The organism is Candidatus Nitrososphaera sp. 86-2 (assembly GCF_056726185.1).
The window spans coordinates 1,545,519-1,562,506 of the sequence record NZ_JBWZON010000001.1 but is presented as its reverse complement, the minus strand read 5'-3'; the positions used below and the strand labels follow the sequence as shown (position 1 = coordinate 1,562,506).

Here is a 16,988-nt window from a genome sequence, read left to right as displayed (position 1 = left end):
CATCTGTCTGCGAAATGAAAAAAAAGACTGGCAACAACAGCGCGATTTCAGGTCTTGCAGGTAAGATAAAATCAGGCAAGGTGAAAATTGCAGTCTATGGCCTAGGCCACGTCGGCTCGCCGATAGCGTCCGTATGGCTCAGGTTCGGCGCGCATGTTATAGGAGTTGACAAGTCGCCTTCTGTCCTTGAAAGTGCCAGAAAGGGCAGGACGCACGTGCCCGAGCCGGGTGTGAACGAGGCATTTGCAAAGGGGCTCAAGCAAAAGCGCTTTTTCGTTTATGATGATGCAGTAAAGGCGTCGCAGGACTCGCAGGTCAAGATGATCTGCGTGCCGGTTCTGACCGTCGGCCAGTCGCTTTCTGCCGACCTTGGCGCCGTCAAGCAAGTCGCCTCTTCCGTAGGGAAGGGGCTCAAAAAGGGCGACCTTGTCGTGCTGAACCCGAGCGTTCCTCCGGGCACCTCTGAAGATGTAGTCGTCCCGATACTGGAAAAGGAAAGCGGGTTGAAAGCAGAAAGTGACTTTTCAATGGTCTACAGCCCCGAGCGCATCTACGAGGGCAGGGCAATCGAGGACATCGAGGAGCGCTATCCTGCTATTGTGTCCGGCGCCGGCCCAAAAAGCGTCGAGGCCGGATCGAAACTGTTCTCACTCGTGTTCAAGCGCGGCGTTATGACGATGGCAAACATGCGCACAGCCGAGGCCGAGAAGCTGCTTGAAGGCGTGTACAGGGACGTCAACATCGCGCTTGCAAACGAGATGGCACGCTTTTGCGAAAAGGTGGGAGTCGATTTCTGGGAGGCAAGGGACGGGGCAAACTCGCAGCCGTTCTGCCACATCCACAAGCCCGGAGTCGGAGTCGGCGGAGCCTGCATACCAGTCTACCCGCAGTTCATACTGCACACGGCTGATATTGCAAAAGCCGAGTGCAACATCACCCGGCTTGGAAGAAACGTCAACGACTCGATGCCGGCGTACTGCGTCTCGCAGGCATTAAGCCTCCTTGATGGGGCTACTGCGCCGGCACAATGCAAGGTGGCAGTCCTCGGCCTTGCGTTCCGCGGAGGCGTGTCTGATACGAGGCTTTCGCCGACCTACAGCGTCATTGATGAATTGAAAAAGGCCGGTGTCGCGGAAATCCGCGTCCACGACCCGATGGTGAAAAGCGACCCTGCGCTAGCAGCAGACGTTGCACTGACGCAGGACCTGCGGGCTGCGCTAAAGGGCGCTGACCTCGTGGTGCTTGCCACCGATCACAAAGAATATCAGAAATTATCAAAGAGCGACACGGGCGACGCGGCGGTGTACGACGGCCGGGGAATGCTCGACGGGACGAAATTTGCCGGCAGGTTTGCGTCGATAGGCAGAAAGAAAAAGAGCACCTAGCCATCACATCGCCGGCACAGCGCTCCGCCTGCAATAGGGCTGAAAGGCGCAAGAGAAAACCTAGTTAGGTTTAATACCGCCCAAGAGGCGTTTTTCTTCCTGCTTGGCTAAAGGCAAGAATCTTGATCTTTTGCTTACTGTCGAATGGAAGGACAACGCCGTCGTCATGATCGACCAGACAAAGCTTCCAAACAAGCTGGTGCGCATAAAATGCACCGACTACCGCCAGGTTGCGGACGCGATAAAAAAGCTGGTGGTCAGGGGCGCGCCTGCGATAGGCGTAAGTGCCGCGTTGGGGCTTGCGCTTGCCGCGCAGAACAGCAAGGCCAAGACGCTTTCAGAGCTCATGACCGACCTTGACACTGCGTTCAAGGAGCTTCGGGCGACACGCCCGACCGCTGTCAACCTTTTCTGGGCGCTAGAGCGCGTGATGGGAAAAGCCAAGCACGCCAAGACGCTTGAGGATGCAAGAAAAGCCGTGCTTTCCGAGGCGCAAAAGATGTGGGAAGAAGATGTAAAAGCCAACAGGGAAATGGGCGCAAACGGCGCAAGGCTGTTTCAAGACGGCGACGTGGTGCTGACGCACTGCAACGCCGGCTCGCTTGCGACGGTCGCGTACGGCACTGCGCTAGGCGTGATAAGGGCGGCAAGGGAATCGGGCAAGCGCCTGAGCGTCATTGCAACAGAGACGAGGCCGGTGATGCAGGGGGCAAGGCTCACCGCTTTTGAGCTGCGGCATGATGGGGTGGATGTCAGCCTGATACCAGACACGGCAGTTGGCCACATGATGGCAAGGGGCGCGATAAAGCGCGTAATCGTTGGCGCGGACAGGGTTCTGCGGACAGGACACGTCTTTAATAAGATAGGGACTTATCAGGTAGCGATACTTGCAGGCAGGCACAAGGTGCCGTTCTATGTCGCAGCCCCGCTGTCCACGTTTGACTTTGAAAGCAATCCGACAGATGTCGTGATAGAGGAGCGCTCTGTCGACGAGGTGGTAAAGGTGGGCAAAAAGAGGGTAGCACCAAAGGGCGTCAGGATATTCAACCCCGCGTTTGACATGACGCCTCCGGAATTGATAACGGGCATCATCACAGAAAGGGGCGTGCTAAAGCCGCCCTTTGAAAAGAACCTGAAGGCCCTTCTGGGCTAGCGCGACAAGTATTTATCGTGTGGCACACAAGTGTACTCTCGCCAATGTCCGCATCTGCACAGCAGGTCACCGAGGACCAGGTTTACGGCGCGCTAAAGAAGTGTATGGATCCAGAGATCCCGGTAAACGTGGTAGATCTTGGGCTCATTTACGGGGTTAACATAGCCGACGGCAGAAACGTCGACATCAAGATGACCATGACCACGCGCGGCTGCCCGCTGCATGACACGCTGGTAAGCGACGTCAAGCGCTACGTGGGCAAGGTGCCGGGGATCGGCAACATCAACGTCGAGATAGTGTGGGACCCGCCATGGAGCCTTGACAAAATGAACCCGCAGGTGCGCGAGCAGCTCGGGTTTGGCAAGCCAAAATTGCGCTTTCAGATAGACTATGAAAAGGCAAAGCCTTTGAAGGTGGGCAGGTACGCCAAGCAGGAAGACGGCTCGATGATACTTGCAAACGACAAGGACCAGGGGTTCATGGTAAACGAGGCGATAATCGAGTTCTGGAATACGTGCGACGGCACGAAAACGATAAACCAGCTGACCGACCAGTTCTCTGCAAAACTGGGGATGCCCCGACAGCAGGTGGAGCAGGAAGTCGTGCAACTGGTGCAGCAGCTGCTTGAAGCAGAACTTTTGAAGGCGTAATGTCGGAAGAGCCGTCTCTAGTCCCGCCGCACACAAGGACAATAGTGGAACTTGGGTCCGGCGACTGCAGGCTGCTGGAGGCGCTTGCGGAAAAAGACCCGCAAACCGTGTACATCGGCATAGAGATCGATGGCGAGCAGTGCCGGCAAGCAAAATCGCGCATTTCTTTGCAGAACGTATTTGTCATGCAGGGCTCTTTTGAAGAGATTATTCCGCGCCTGCCCGACGATTCTGTCGACGGCTTTATCGCAGTCCTGCCCGACCCTGCGTTCATTGACGAAAAAAAGGAGGAAAAATGGAAGCCGCTCTACAGGGCAGCGTATGCAAAACTAAAGAAGCCTGGCGCGTTCCGGCTCGTGGCGGAAATCACTGACGAGCTCCTTCAGCCTGTCTCGAACGAGGCGTTTGACAGGTGGTCGATATGGCTAGTCTCGGCGTTTCGCTCGGTCGGCTTCAAGGTTGCCGGGATGACAGAGGGCTCGCCTGTAGAATATTCGTCAAGGTGCCTCGACCAGTTCCGGGGCGATCCCGAGCGCATCCGCATGGCGACGCTCGACTTTGTCAAGGAATAGCTAATAACCGCCGTCGCCATACCCTCCCATTATCTCCAAAAAGCCCCTCATCTTCCAATATGTGTCGAGAAACTCTGTACCCCTCGGGGTTATGCTGTACCTCGTGCCCTCGTCGTCGGCCATTTTCCTGGCAAGGCCAAAAGAACACAGGTCGTTGGCCATGATGTTGAGCCTGTCAAGCGGGACGCCGACTCCGTAGGATATTCTGGTTATCCTGTCGGTGCCAAGCCTGATGACCTCAAGTATAGTCGCGTAGATTTCAAGCTTGTTTCTCTTGTTCTTTCTTGCCATGTGCTGCTGTACCTCCGTTCACAGCGGGAACGCGGCAAGGCTGGCAACCTTTTCCGGATTCCTGCATGTGACGTTTTTGCCAGTTTCAAGCCGGCGCGTGTAGGTGGCTTGGCTCACTGTGCCCTCATCGTGGATCTCTATCTCGTCTGCGACTATCTTTACTGCCTCGGCGCCTTTTCCAACAATAACTTTTTTCCCATAGACATCCTGCACCCTGCACTTTTTGCCTAGCTCCACCGTGCCCCCTACAAGCGGCCCCCTGCATTCTGCATGGGATGCTATCCTTATCCCGGCTGCCTTTAGCCCCTCGCTCGTTTCCACTTTGCCTCCGACCCACGCCCCGCCTGTCAGAATCGCCTTGCCTGCTTTGAACCAGCCTCCTACTCCCATATCCACGCCGGTCAAGGTATCTCGCACCTGGAGGTCCCCGCCGACTCCGAGCTTGCCTGTCAGCGAGAGAGATCCAGAGATTTTGGTCTCGCCTCCGACCTCAAGCGTTCCGCCGGCGCAGCTCCCGCCAATATCCACTAGCCCTCCCACCTTGATCTTTTCGCAGGAAAGGTCGCCAGTGGTGGCGAGCCGCCCTCCCACGTTTATGCTCCTGCCCTTGGCAGAGCCGAGCTCCACCTTGCCTCCAACTGTTATACTGTCAAATTCAAGCTCTGACTTGCTCGATAAAGCGCCTCCGACTCTTATCTGGCCCTGTACTGCTCCGCCGCCGATCTCGGCCCTGCCTCCCGCGCTGAGGTCGGCAAGCCGGGCGCTCTGCACGATTACCTTGCCGCCGACCTTTGCGGACTCGGCGTCCAAGGTGCCTGACACTTCGAGCGTGCCTCCCACTCTGACAATCCTGCACTTCATCGAACCTGCTTTGATGATGCCTCCTCCGGCCACGTCTTCTGCAGCGATGCTTCCATCGACGTAGAGCGCGTTTTCGACATCGATAACTCCGTGGACCAGCAGGCTTCCTGCGACCCTTAGCGTTCCCTTTTCAACCTTTAGAGACTTGCACTCTAGGTCGCAGTTTACCGTGCAGTCGCCCCTGAAACGCGCGCTGCCTGCGACCGTGACTTTGCCCCCACTGCCCTCGGCCGCTTCTATCCTAGAGTCTTTCTCTGCACTCAGGTTTCCTTCTATATTTCCAAGGGCGACAGAGCTTCCGTGCTCAACACGAACGTCTTCTTGCATGGCTCTCATTCTCCCGGATGTGATAAAAAGCTGGCTCACTGTACGTGATCACATATTGTGAGTATTGAAAATTGGCTATTGTTGTTATTTTTTGTGCCTGTGCGCAGTGTGTTCTGCCATGCACTCTCTTGAGCAGAATTCCAGCTCGCAACCCTCGCTTGCGCACGGGACCGGCTCGTGGCCGAACTTTTTGTTGCAGTAAGTGCACCTTGACTCCAGCTCGGGATAGTTGCGGTTCATGTACGGCCCGCAGTTGCGCTTTTCCCGGAACCATAGCACTTCAAGGTTCATTTTTTCTGCGTGCGTCAGAACAGTATCATACGCCTCGTAGTAGCCAGGCGCATAGAACTGGCGTACAAACATCGAGCCTTCCGGGCCTCTGCCTGAAGGGTTCCTGAACGCGACCAGCCACTTTTCGGCAGGTACGTCGCCCTCGCCTGCAAGTTTCTTCTTCTTCATCACTTGATCTGGAGCGAGGCGCGCATAAAGCCAGAGAGCTCGGCCGCCTTGACCCTTTCCTGCTGCATGCTGTCGCGGTGGCGCACGGTGACCGTGTCGTCCTGCATAGTCTGCGGGTCGACCGTGATTGCAAAGGGCGCGCCGACCTCTTCAAGCCGCCTGTAGCGCCTGCCTATCGAGCCGGACTCGTCGTAAAAAGTGTCAAAGTCAAGTTTCAATCCCGAATGAATCCTGCGGGCCTTTTCCCCCAGACCGTCCTTGGTCATGAGCGGGAGAACGCCCACTAGCACCGGCGCAAGGTACGGCCTCAACTTCAGAACTGCCCTCGCCTCGTCCTTTACCTGCTCCTCGTAGTACGAGTGCTCCAGGATTGTGTAGAGGCTCCTATCGATTCCCATCGAGAGCTCAAATACATGGGGGAGGACCTTTTGCTGGTCTGCCGGGTCTACTACTTCGAGTTTCTGCTTGCTAGTGGTAGCATGTCCTTTAAGGTCATAGTCAGAGCGGTAGTTGCACGCGACAAGCTCCAGCCAGCCCGTGCTCGTCTGCACCTCAAAGTCAAACGCGACAGAGGCGTAGAACGCCTTTTCCTCGTCGGAGAGCCGGCGGAACCTGCTCTTTGTTATGTCGATACCTGTCTTTTCGTAGAATTGCGTGAGGAGCGAAAGGTAGTACGCGACCAGCTTGTTTGGCACGAGGCCCTTTGCTATGGCCTGCTCTGCGGTCACTGTAGTTATTTCAGAATCGCCGTCCTTGAACAGACGCAGCGTTGTGCCCTTTACTTCTTCAAAGCGCGGCATGTCATCCAGTTTTGTCGGGTTGCAAAACACCTCTATTTCTGCCTGGTAAAACTCGCGCAGCCTCAAAAGCGACTGCCTCGGCGCTATCTCGTTGCGAAAGCTCTTGCCAATCTGCGCTATCCCAAGCGGCAGCCTGCCGCGCATCGTCTTGAACACCCTGCTGAAATCGACAAATATCGTCTGGCACGTCTCAGGGCGCAGATACGCCTCTTCTGCCGCCGGTCCGATGCCGACTCGAAACATCATGTTGAACCTGCTGACGTTACCCAGCTCGCCCTTGCAGTTCTGGCATTTCAGCCCGTGCTTTTTTATCAGGGCATCAATGTCCTCGTTTGAAAGCCTCTCAGGCACGCGCTCGCCGGTCTTTTCCTCGATAAAGCGGTCCGCGCGGAAAATAGAGCCGCATTTCGTACATTTCATTATCGGGTCTGTAAAGTTGCCGAGGTGTCCCGACGCGACAAAGACGCTCTTGCTCATTATCTGGCAGCCGTCTATCTCCATCATGCCGTCGCGCCTGACAAGCTCGCGCCTCCAAAGCTCGATGAACTTGTTCTTTAGAGAGACGCCTGTGGGCCCATACTCCCAGAACCCCGCCGGGGCGTCGGAATAAATTTCGCAACTTGGAAAGTAGAAACCGCGCTCAAGGGCCAGCTTCATGACCTTGTCGTAATCTGACATTGCAAAAAGCAGGCGGCGCTCCACTGGCTTTAAATCTATTCCCATTCAGCCACGACGCATAACAATTTATCTCGGTCAGCCAGTCCCCAATGTGCTAGTTGAAGGTCTCTGACAGGACGCACGGCGTAGAATACGCCATCCGCGACATCACCGCCTATGCAAACAAGTTCAGGGCGCAGGGTAAGGAAATCACCTACCTGAACATAGGCGACCCTGTAAAATTCGACTTTCCAACGCCGGAACATATCAAGCGCGCCCTGACAGACGCGGTGAACAGAAACGAGAATTATTACGCCGACTCGGAAGGATTGCCAGAGCTGAGAAATGCCATTGTCGAAAAAGAGTCTGAAAAGGGCCTTGATGTGACGGAGGACGACGTCCTTGTCACAAACGGCGTGTCAGAGGGCCTCGACATGACGCTTGCGTCAATAGTGGACCCAAACAGCGAGGTCCTCATGCCCGGCCCGTACTATCCGCCCTATTCGTCGTACGTCAAGTTCTATGGAGGCAAGCCGGTCGAGTTCCGCCTGCACGAGGACGGCAGGCCGGACCTTGAAGACCTGCGCAAGAAAATAACCCACCGCTCACGGGCGCTATGCATCATCAGCCCAAACAACCCCACTGGCGAGGTTTTCGATAGAAAGAGCCTGCAGCAGCTCATCGACATCGCTACGGAGCATGATCTGTACGTCATCTGCGACGAGATCTATGACAAGATAACCTTTGATTCTGCGTTTACCGGCATCGGCAAGGTGGCCAAGGACGCACCAGTCGTATTGCTGAACGGGTTTTCCAAGGCGTACCTGATGACAGGGTGGCGCTGCGGGTACATCTGCATGAACAGCAGCTCGCGCAAGCTGGACCAGTTCAGAGAAGACGTGCCCAAGCTTGCACGCGTGAGGATAGCGACAAACCTGCCTGTACAAATCGCAGCCACACAGGCGCTCCGGGGCCCACAGGACCACATACCCGTAATGGTGGAAAAGCTGCGCAAGAGGCGCGACCTAGTGGTCAAGCGCCTCAACGGCATGGGCATCCAGTGCAAACTGCCGCGGGGCGCGTTCTACGCGTTTCCCAAGATAGATCTTGGCAGCGGCAGGTGGAAGGACGACAAGCAGTTTGTGATAGAGCTCTTGAACAGCACTGGCGTGCTTACTGTGCACGGCTCGGGCTTTGGCACCTCGTACGGCTCGGGGCATTTCCGCATAGTGTACCTGCCTCCTGAAGACGTGCTTGAAAAGGCGATGGACAAACTGGAAAGATTCGTAAAAAGCTAGTTTTCCGGTATAACGCCTTCGCCTACGAACAGCTTTTTCGCTTCGTCCACCGGCAGGTCGGCGCTCGGCAGGATTATGTCCGACCTAACGATTTCTCCCTGCTCGACTACCTTGCCATGCTTTATCGTGACCTGGTTCAGCTCGGCAAGCTTTTTCTTGAACTCGCTGTCGTCGGCCTTTTCGCTTGCGACCATTTCAACAAGCGCGGTGTCGATGTCGTTAAGGCGCTTGAGCGTCCGCGCGTCGACTGTGAACTGGCCGTGGCCCATTATCCGCACGACTTTTTTGACAGCCGGCGTCGCCTTGGCTTTTCTGGGACGGGACTTGCTGTTGCTACTGCTGCTACTGTTATTGTTGCTGCTGTGCATACGCCGAACGATTTTCCTTTCGCGCCTAGGTTTGCTCTTTGCGACGGCCTTGGCCCTCCTATGCACCTTGGTCTTGGCCTTCGCCTTGTTCATCTTCTTTTTCATTGTATGGCTTCTGATAGTGTTGTTTCATATGCACTCCGACTTTAACTTTGCTAATTCTACCTCAATATCGCTGTGTATTGCAATTTTTTGCATTTCTCTTCTGGTTTCTTTATTAATTGAGAACACTAGGGATCAAATATAATCAATATAATCTGCGATTGACGTATTTTTTAGAGCCTACCTGTTGAACCTGCGCCATTCGTGCTCGTCCGGCGGGCCATCATAGTCCTCTTTCTTTCTGTAATAGCCCCAGAAGAGGAGGAATCCTCCGCCTATTATCATGGCGATTACAAACTTTTCGTTGTTTATTTCGGGATTTGTAAAATTGTCCATGTAGAACCCAAATGTGTACATGGTGGATATGAGAAACATGTCGCGCAGCGCGATTATCGCCGCAGCTACCAGAAAGAGTATTCCCATTGCAGTCATCCAGTTGCGGCCGCGTCGAGTCCTTTCTTCTTTCCACCGGCCCACGACTTGCAGCTCCTCTGCTATGTCAGTTTGACGCCGGGATTCTTCATCTTGTTGCGCTTGGCCGCGTTGAGGAGCATCGGGGTGAGCACCTCTGCCTGGTACGTGAGAGAAAGCGGACCCAGGTACACAGGTCGCAGGCCGGCCACTTCAGAAGCAAGCTCGCTCAGCTTGGCTACGACAGCCGGGTCGTCGCCGCAGACAAACGTGTCGGCGTCAAGGCTGAGGTTGACGTTTTTCAGCTTCATCTCGGATATGGTGTGAAAAGCCGAGACCACGCGGGACCTTGGAGCCATCTTGTCTGCGACCCATTCGCCGGCGGTCTTTTTGCCCTGCTCCAGCAGCGGGATGTAGACAAAGCCGCTGTCGATTCTGGTCATCGGGACGATGGGAGATACTACTATACAATCCTGCTTTACCTGCGATGCGAGCTTGCCGCACGTGTCTTCGATGAACTCGTAGGGTATAGACAGTATGAGCACGTCGCAGTCTTTAGCGAGCGAAATGTTGTCGTCGCCGGTGATGCTGCCTGCGATGTTGACGTTGTTTGGCCCGTACGCCTGCCTGGCCGCGTTCATGTAGTTTGCAGCCGCCTCCTTGGCCTTCTGGGCGTCTCTGGAGCCTACTATGACATCGTGCTTGACGCACCACCTCATGGCAAACCCCTCGCCCATGCCGCCGGTGCCCCCTACGATTCCAATCTTCATGGCACCTTTCAGGAAATCTTGCGATATTAACCTTAGGTTACCAGCTAGGCCGAAGACTCTTCTATGTAAATACGTGCATATGTGCACACGCATGAAACAATAATTAACGGCTTTTGACTGCACAGAATCCGTGCCACTTGTCATCTTTATGCGCCACGGCCAGGCGGACAACAACGTCAACCGCATACTCGTGGGCAGGCACATCGAGTCGCACCTGACTGAAGAGGGCAGAAAGCAGGTAGGATATGCCGCGAGAGACTTGAAAAGCGTCCAGATTGACCGTGTGGTAGTGTCGCCGGTAATCCGCGCCATCGAGACGGCGGAAATAGTCTGCAAGGAGGTAGGCGCAAGCTACGAGATAGACGAGCGGCTGTACGAGATAGAGCTGGGCAAGCTGGTGGGCATGAACTTTGACGAAGTGGTGAGCAAGTACGGCAACCTGTTCCTGAAATTCTACGACGAGCACGACCCCGCGCTTGAAAGCTTCGGCGTAGAGTCGTTCACGTCCGTTAAAAATCGCGTCAAGAGCTTGCTTGAAGAAGCCGCGGAGAAACACGTCGACCGCAACATCCTTTGCGTGACGCACCTTGACCCGATAAAGGCTGCCATTTCGACCATACTTGAATTGAATCCTGAAGCGCTCTACCGGTGGCATATACGCAACGCGTCGATGACCATTCTCCGGCAGGACGAAAAGCAGTATTCGCTTTCCGGCGTCAACGTCATGTCGATGCACCGATACCCGCACGAGTGATTTTCCAAAGCCTTAAATAAGATATGGAAACTTTCTGAAACCAAAGGGACGAGTATGGCATCGTACAAGTTACTTTTACTCGCGATTCCTGTGGTCGCTGTACTTTTCATGGACTTTTCAACCGCGTTCGCGCAAGAAGCCAATCAGGCAGGAGGACCGTACATCTATGGCAGAGTCGAGATATGGGCGCTGTTCTACAGGCTTATGGTCATCGCCTTTGTCATCGGCGCAATACTGATGGGAGTGATATTCTACGTGGTATACAGGTTCCGCGAATCAAACCCAAGGAACCGGAACCTACCGGTTAGATCATCAACAACGGAGGGCGAACATCACTAATGGGACACGCAACAATCGAATGGGTCTATGTTGGTGTAGTCGTCGCGCTCTTGATCTATGTCGGAGCTGACGCATGGAACATTGAGCGCCTTCTTGACCATGCCCCGCCAGATGCCAAGATTGTCAAGGTCACCGGCCAGCAATGGCTCTGGACGTTCGAGCACGAAGACGGCACAAAGGAAAAGCCGGGCGAGCTGCACTTGGTAAAGGGCGTACCGTACAAATTCGAGATCACTTCAAAGGATGTCAACCACGAGTTCAACGTGCCTGACTACACCCTGCTGATAGACGCAATCCCTGGCAAGATCAACACACTGTGGGTCGTTCCAGACCAGAGCGGCGAGTTCCTGATCCAATGCAGAGAATATTGCGGATTTTCGCACTACCAGATGCGCGCCAAGCTCATCGTTGAAGAACCAGCAGGTGGCAACGCGACGGCACCAGCAGCAGGTGGCAGCACGACACAGGTAGCCGACTTGACTCCAAGTCTCGGCGCACAGGCGGCCGCAAGCTAAAAAGTCCTCCTCCTTCTCTTTCTTTTCTCTCTTCCTAATCTTTTCATTTTTCCATCACAATTTTGTGCTTGCCGCACGTGCACACATCGTGTTTGCACGCAAAACAAAATGCTTTTATTTGATAACCATTCCAAGTAGAAACAATCCAGAGGCGAATGAGTAGTGGTATTAGAAGTTAAGAAACCCCGCCCAATGTGGGAGATATTGTTTTCATCCCACCACACTGACGTAGGACTTTTGTACATTATCCTCTCGTTCACCGCTTTTATTATCGGTGGCGCTCTCGCAATCGCGATCAGAACAGAGCTCTTCCTGCCCGGAGGGCAGATGCACATCATCGGCGATCCCCAGACATTCAACAGAATCTTTACAGTACATGGCACTAACATGCTGTTCCTGTGGCTGATACCCTTTGCATCAGGCATGGGCAACTACCTGATCCCAATTATGGTCAGGTACAAAGACATGGCATGGCCAAAGCTGAATGCAATTGCATTCTGGATGATCCCAGTCGGCATGGCCATGATTTGGATGGGCTTTTCAGATACAACTTGGATGGCGTATCCGCCCTATTCTACAACCAAAGCACCCGGCCCGGCAGCAGAAATGTGGATCTTTGGCCTAAAGATACTTGGGCTTTCGTCAATTCTCGGTTCCATAAACTTTATCGTCACGATACTAAAGATGAAGCACCCGGATCTTCCTCTGATGAAGACGTCGCTCTTTGTCTGGGGAACTCTTGTGACATCCTTGATGATTCTCGTAGCCCTTCCGACATTCACGGCTGCGCTTATCATGCTGTATACGGACAGGCTTGGAGTCACGGGATTCTTTGATCCGTCCAGAGGAGGCGATCCCGTCGCATATCTACATCTCTTCTGGTTCACGTTCCATCCTGAAGTGTACATCTTCCTGCTGCCTTCAGTAGGCATGATGTACGAGCTGATACCAAAGTTCTCGAGGAAGCCGTTGTTCAGCTACCAGTCTGGAGTGACTGCGTTCGTCCTGCTAGGTATAGTGGGCTTTGCGTCATGGGCCCACCACATGTACGCCACTGGCATGAGCTTTACAGAAAAGACCGTGTTCATGGTCGGGACGCTAGCAGCGGTGCCTGCATCTGCCATGCACATATTCAACTGGCTTGCAACGATGTGGGGCGGTAGGATCCGGTTCTCCTCGCCGATGTCGTTTGCCGTGGGAGGAATTGTGTTATTCTTCTTCGCGGGAGCCGGAGGTATCGTCAATACAGCTATGCCGCTAGACTTCATCACACACGGAAGCTACTGGGTGGTGGGACACTTCCATCTGTTCGTCATGGGAATGATCACGTTTGGCTTCATCGGGTTCCTGCTCTATATGTTCCCGTTCATCACGGGCAGGATGTACAACGAAAGGGCAGCCATGACTGCGTTCTGGCTGTTCTTCGTGGGAGTCTCGATGATATTCCTGACCCAGCACGTGCTGGGCTTGTACGGACAGCCAAGGCGTGTCTTTGACTATGTCCCGGTCCAGCCAATCATCATCCTGAACCAGATATCCACGGTAGGGGCATGGATAACCGCGACAGGCGCGGCTCTGCTCCTTGGACTTCTGATACACGGATCGATGAAGGGCAAGTTCGCAGACATGAAAGACCCGTTCAAGCTGGGCGAGACGTACTATCCAATCGCCGCAAAGGAACCGCACCACTAGGTGATAATGGATGAGCCACGAACACGACCACGAGTCTGAACCGGTACTGAGGACCAGCCCAGCGCGCATGGCAAGGGGACTTGCAATCGTAGGCATCACCCTTGCTATCGCCGGCACTATCCTCCTGTTCACCTTCAAGGACATGGTGGCAAATCCGCCTCCTGTGGCGCTGATAAAAAAGCCGACTCCTCCTGCGCCACCTGCGGCCGCAGGCACGACTGAAATATCCATGCCTTCGGGCGCGTCGATACAGGGCCAGCCGTCTTACGACCCCGCCGACGCCAAGGTTCCGCTCGGCAACAAGGTAGTGTGGCACAACGCCGACAGCGCCATACACACTGCGACCTCTGGTACATCGGCCACAGACCCAGCTAGCGGCAAAGCCTTTGATACAAGCATGGTCAGCCCAGGAGAAAAGTCCAAGCCGATTGAAATCACGGGAGCCAAGGTGGGTGACTCGTTCAACTACTACTGTCAGGTGCATCCGTTCATGTCTGGCAAAATCACGATTGTAGAGGCCGCGGCAGGAGGCGCCAGCACCGGCTCTGGAAGCGGAGCCGCAGCATCGGGCCCGACAGTCCACATACTGGCAGGCTCGTCAGTGCAGGGCCAAAAAGCCTATGATCCTGCCACTGTGGAAATCAAAAAGGGTGACAAGCTGACAGTCGTAAACGACGACTCTGCCATACACACAGTGACTTCTGGCACCGGAACTGATGCTGCCACTGATGGCAAGGCATTTGACAGCAGCCTAATCGACCCCGGAAAGACAGTCAGCGTCGACACGTCGACTCTCAACGCGGGTGCATACGACTTCCATTGCATGGTCCACCCGTTCATGAAGGGCAAGCTGAACGTGACCTGATGACCCTGCTGCAAAAGCTATCGTTTGGGACGCTCGCCGTCCTCTTTTCTCTTATTTTCATAGGTGGCTACGTTAGTTCATCCGGAGTCGGCCTGACATGCCCTGACTGGCCGCTATGCCCGCAGGGGTTCGTGCCAGCATACAACTTTGTCATCGAGTACATCCATAGGACGTTTGCGGCAAGCACCGGCATCCTCGTGGTCGCCTTGATGGCATTTACGTTAAAGTCAAAGCAGGCGCCAAGGGAGATGAAGATCACGTCGATAATAGCCGCAGGCGCGGTGATAGGCCAGATAACCCTTGGCGCAATAGTGATAGTCGAAAGGCTCCACTCTATACTCGTAACAGGCCACCTTGGGCTCGGGCTCGTGCTCTTTTCCATGGTCCTGATGACGACGGTCTATGCCTGGAAGATAAAGGGACAGCAGCAGGACAGAGCAGAACTGGAAGCAAGCAGACGGCGGCAGAAGCAACAGCCTACCGCCTAGCATAATGGTTTATACGGGAAAAGGTGAATTCTGATTTTGATGCGCACGTACGCCCTCGCACTTGCGGTGGCTGCGGCAGCCATGCTTTTTGCCGCATCGACGCAGAGCGCGTATGCACACTTTGAGCATTTTGCCCATTACAACGCCAAGGGCGACGGGATTGGACAATACTATGTGTTTGAGCAGCTGGACCCTGACTATGCCAAACCCGGCGAACCTGCTGCCATTCAATTCAGCATCCAGGACACGGATGGACACGACACCCACAACGTCGTCACGATGGTCGAAGTCTATTCCGGCCTCACCGGCGAAAGGCTTGCGGCTTTTCCGTGGACCAAGCAGGATACGGGCGATTTCCAGGTCTTTTACACTTTTCCCGATGCAGGATACTACCAGATCGTGCTGTCCCTGGCCACCGGCTCTGTCAACCTGAACCAGGTTGATCCAGCAAGAGCCACGCTTTCAGGCACGGAAGGGTGCGGTTGCGACAGGGCCGTCTTTAATGCCGCCATATCAAACAGCTTTGGCGAGATATTTAACACGGCAATCATTGCAGGGGCACTTATCCCGCTTGCCCTGATGGGCATTGTGCTTGGGCTAGTCTACAAGCGCAAGAGAAAACAGCTGCACGCCAACTCGTCGGAAGAATTCGTGAAGTGGAGCGTGCTCTTGCTTGCCATAGCAGGGGGCATGGTGCACTTTGCCATCTACTCCGAGCACGCTTCTTTACGCATAGAGTACAGCATATTTCTGATAGTGGCAGGAGTAGCGCAGGTGTCGTACGGGCTCATGTATATACTCCTCACCATGGTAGGAGCCGATGAGTCCCGGCTGAACCCGCGCAGGTACTATCGCAAGACCGTGATCTTGAACCTGTTTGGGATGATAGGGACTGCGGTGCTCCTTGGGCTGTATGCATACGCTATCACGTTTCCGCCCCCGTTGTCGCCAAACCCCGTGCCCGAAGACGTCGACCTTGCCGGCATACTTGCAAAATCTGCAGAGGCGATACTTGTGGTGGGCATTATCTACCTGATGAGGCTTGAAAAGCGCAGGCTCGCCGGCCACCTTGCCGAGACACCCAGTAAAACATAAAACCCCTACGGCTGGAACATAGATACGCTATGTGGAAAGTAATGATGCCGAGGAAAATAGCCTTTGGCGAGAACGCTGCAAAAGAATTCCAGTATCCCAAGAATTCCCTTGTGATAACCACAACTACACCCGACATTTACAACAAGTGGCTCGATTACATGGGGATAAAGAACTACGAGGTGTATGACAAGGTCACGCCCGACCCGTCCATCGAGGCGATAGAGGCCATAAAAAAGCAGTACGAGGGCAAGGAGATTGGCGCCTACATCGGCCTTGGCGGCGGAAGCTCTATGGATGTCTGCAAGTACCTGTCGAAACTGACGGGCGTGCCAAAGATATTGATACCGACTACTTTTGGCACTGGCGCAGAGATGACTACGTACGCGGTGATAAGCTTTGACCACAAGAAAAAGCTCTTGCAGGACGAGGCGTTCCTTGCAGATGCCGCAATAGTCGACCCGTATTTCCTGCCCGGCACGCCTTTCAACATACTGCGCAACTCTGCGTGCGACGCGGCGGCCCAGGCGTCTGAAGGCTATGACAGCAAGGCCGGAAACCCGTTCACGCAGTTCTTTTGCAGGGAAGCGTTTGATATACTCTATGACGCGATAATGAACGACAAGCAACACATGCTTCCATACGGTGCCATGCTCTCTGGCATCGGCTTTGGCAACTCGTCGACGACTCTTGGCCACGCGCTTTCCTACGTGTTCTCAAATGAGGGCGTGCCGCACGGCTATGCGCTCTCCTCATGCACCACGGTTGCGCACAAGTTCAACAACTCGCCGTACTACAAGCGCTTCAAGGAGATAGCCCAGAAATTCAAGTTCGAGCCGCTGAAATTAAAGCAGCCGCTGGATGCTGCGGCCGACGTCATCATGCCCGACAAGGGCCACCTTGACAACAACCCGATTCCTGTCACAAAGCAGGACGTCGTCAAGTGCCTCGACGAGATAGTGAACAAGAACCCGCTGGCCTAGGCTCCTGCGGAAACACTCTTTCCTTTTCCAGATGTGCAACCAAGGCAGGGGAGAAGGGCGTGCGCTTCCAGTGGAAGCCCCTCTCTTTTTCCATTGGTTCTTTTATGCAAGCCGCGGGTTTTCCGGCCACTGCCGATGCATTCTATGAAGCCCAAA

19 protein-coding genes and 1 pseudogene are annotated in these 16,988 nt (G+C 54.6%); 13 read left to right on the top strand and 7 right to left on the bottom strand.

Annotation, left to right across the window (positions count from 1 at the left end; genetic code table 11):
- The first annotated feature begins 14 nt into the window (after window positions 1-14).
- The 4 genes from ACYOR7_RS09445 (at window position 15) to ACYOR7_RS09430 (ending at window position 3,760) form a co-directional block, all read left to right on the top strand.
- Window positions 15-1,385, top strand: a complete 1,371-nt coding sequence (locus ACYOR7_RS09445; RefSeq protein ID WP_479913718.1) for a nucleotide sugar dehydrogenase — start codon at window positions 15-17, stop codon at window positions 1,383-1,385.
- 103 nt (window positions 1,386-1,488) lie between these two features.
- Window positions 1,489-2,538 (top strand): S-methyl-5-thioribose-1-phosphate isomerase, encoded by a 1,050-nt coding sequence (gene mtnA / locus ACYOR7_RS09440; protein WP_479913717.1) that lies wholly within the window; start codon window positions 1,489-1,491, stop codon window positions 2,536-2,538.
- A 44-nt stretch (window positions 2,539-2,582) separates the two neighbouring features.
- On the top strand, window positions 2,583-3,188 hold the full coding sequence (locus ACYOR7_RS09435) for a PqqD family peptide modification chaperone (RefSeq protein WP_294807180.1): 606 nt from the start codon (window positions 2,583-2,585) through the stop codon (window positions 3,186-3,188).
- Window positions 3,188-3,760, top strand: coding sequence for a methyltransferase domain-containing protein (locus ACYOR7_RS09430; RefSeq protein WP_479913716.1), 573 nt, complete (start codon window positions 3,188-3,190; stop codon window positions 3,758-3,760). The genes ACYOR7_RS09435 and ACYOR7_RS09430 overlap by 1 nt, the downstream gene beginning before the upstream one ends.
- Here ACYOR7_RS09430 and ACYOR7_RS09425 read toward each other — a convergent pair whose 3' ends face one another.
- The 4 genes from ACYOR7_RS09425 to ACYOR7_RS09410 all read right to left on the bottom strand — a co-directional run bounded on the left by ACYOR7_RS09425 (window position 3,761) and on the right by ACYOR7_RS09410 (window position 7,176).
- Window positions 3,761-4,051, bottom strand: a complete 291-nt coding sequence (locus ACYOR7_RS09425; protein WP_294807186.1) for a winged helix-turn-helix domain-containing protein — start codon at window positions 4,049-4,051, stop codon at window positions 3,761-3,763. It lies immediately after the preceding gene.
- 18 nt (window positions 4,052-4,069) lie between these two features.
- Window positions 4,070-5,239: a hypothetical protein gene (locus ACYOR7_RS09420; protein WP_294807188.1), complete on the bottom strand. Its 1,170-nt coding sequence runs from the start codon at window positions 5,237-5,239 to the stop codon at window positions 4,070-4,072.
- Window positions 5,240-5,323: 84 nt separating this feature from the next.
- Complete coding sequence (locus ACYOR7_RS09415; RefSeq protein WP_294807191.1) at window positions 5,324-5,698, bottom strand: hypothetical protein; 375 nt, start codon at window positions 5,696-5,698, stop codon at window positions 5,324-5,326.
- Window positions 5,698-7,176: a glycine--tRNA ligase gene (locus ACYOR7_RS09410; RefSeq protein WP_479913715.1), complete on the bottom strand. Its 1,479-nt coding sequence runs from the start codon at window positions 7,174-7,176 to the stop codon at window positions 5,698-5,700. The genes ACYOR7_RS09415 and ACYOR7_RS09410 overlap by 1 nt, the downstream gene beginning before the upstream one ends.
- Window positions 7,177-7,274: 98 nt before the next feature.
- Here ACYOR7_RS09410 and ACYOR7_RS09405 point away from each other — a divergent pair, with 98 nt between their 5' ends.
- A complete protein-coding gene (locus ACYOR7_RS09405) occupies window positions 7,275-8,453 on the top strand; it encodes an aminotransferase class I/II-fold pyridoxal phosphate-dependent enzyme (RefSeq protein ID WP_294807197.1) in 1,179 nt (392 codons plus the stop codon).
- On the opposite strand, the gene pspAA is transcribed toward ACYOR7_RS09405, so the two are convergent.
- The 3 genes from pspAA to npdG all read right to left on the bottom strand — a co-directional run bounded on the left by pspAA (window position 8,450) and on the right by npdG (window position 10,104).
- The gene (pspAA, locus tag ACYOR7_RS09400; protein WP_294807199.1) at window positions 8,450-8,926 is read right to left on the bottom strand and encodes a PspA-associated protein PspAA; all 477 of its coding nucleotides are present in this window, start codon (window positions 8,924-8,926) and stop codon (window positions 8,450-8,452) included. The genes ACYOR7_RS09405 and pspAA overlap by 4 nt on opposite strands.
- Before the next feature lie 177 nt (window positions 8,927-9,103).
- Window positions 9,104-9,400 carry a hypothetical protein gene (locus ACYOR7_RS09395; protein ID WP_479913714.1) on the bottom strand — a complete coding sequence of 99 codons (297 nt, stop codon included), beginning with the start codon at window positions 9,398-9,400 and terminating at the stop codon, window positions 9,104-9,106.
- A gap of 17 nt (window positions 9,401-9,417) precedes the next feature.
- On the bottom strand, window positions 9,418-10,104 hold the full coding sequence (npdG, locus tag ACYOR7_RS09390; protein WP_294807205.1) for an NADPH-dependent F420 reductase: 687 nt from the start codon (window positions 10,102-10,104) through the stop codon (window positions 9,418-9,420).
- Between the two features lie 130 nt (window positions 10,105-10,234).
- On the opposite strand from npdG, the gene ACYOR7_RS09385 reads away from it, so the two are divergent.
- The 8 genes and pseudogenes from ACYOR7_RS09385 to ACYOR7_RS09350 all read left to right on the top strand — a co-directional run bounded on the left by ACYOR7_RS09385 (window position 10,235) and on the right by ACYOR7_RS09350 (window position 16,832).
- Window positions 10,235-10,858 carry a histidine phosphatase family protein gene (locus ACYOR7_RS09385; protein ID WP_294807208.1) on the top strand — a complete coding sequence of 208 codons (624 nt, stop codon included), beginning with the start codon at window positions 10,235-10,237 and terminating at the stop codon, window positions 10,856-10,858.
- A gap of 108 nt (window positions 10,859-10,966) precedes the next feature.
- Window positions 10,967-11,197: a cytochrome c oxidase subunit II gene (locus ACYOR7_RS09380; protein WP_294807211.1), complete on the top strand. Its 231-nt coding sequence runs from the start codon at window positions 10,967-10,969 to the stop codon at window positions 11,195-11,197.
- Window positions 11,197-11,616, top strand: a pseudogene (locus ACYOR7_RS09375) (cytochrome c oxidase subunit II); the annotation flags it as partial. The gene ACYOR7_RS09380 and the pseudogene ACYOR7_RS09375, both read left to right, overlap by 1 nt.
- A 258-nt stretch (window positions 11,617-11,874) precedes the next feature.
- Window positions 11,875-13,404: a cytochrome c oxidase subunit I gene (locus tag ACYOR7_RS09370; protein WP_479913713.1), complete on the top strand. Its 1,530-nt coding sequence runs from the start codon at window positions 11,875-11,877 to the stop codon at window positions 13,402-13,404.
- Between the two features lie 10 nt (window positions 13,405-13,414).
- Entirely contained in the window at window positions 13,415-14,269 is an 855-nt protein-coding gene (locus ACYOR7_RS09365) for a cupredoxin domain-containing protein (RefSeq protein WP_294807516.1), read from the top strand.
- Window positions 14,269-14,757 carry a COX15/CtaA family protein gene (locus ACYOR7_RS09360; protein ID WP_294807513.1) on the top strand — a complete coding sequence of 163 codons (489 nt, stop codon included), beginning with the start codon at window positions 14,269-14,271 and terminating at the stop codon, window positions 14,755-14,757. The genes ACYOR7_RS09365 and ACYOR7_RS09360 overlap by 1 nt, the downstream gene beginning before the upstream one ends.
- 39 nt (window positions 14,758-14,796) lie before the next feature.
- Window positions 14,797-15,852 (top strand): hypothetical protein, encoded by a 1,056-nt coding sequence (locus tag ACYOR7_RS09355; protein ID WP_294807510.1) that lies wholly within the window; start codon window positions 14,797-14,799, stop codon window positions 15,850-15,852.
- 29 nt (window positions 15,853-15,881) lie between these two features.
- Window positions 15,882-16,832 carry an iron-containing alcohol dehydrogenase gene (locus ACYOR7_RS09350; protein ID WP_294807507.1) on the top strand — a complete coding sequence of 317 codons (951 nt, stop codon included), beginning with the start codon at window positions 15,882-15,884 and terminating at the stop codon, window positions 16,830-16,832.
- Window positions 16,833-16,988 lie beyond the last annotated feature (156 nt).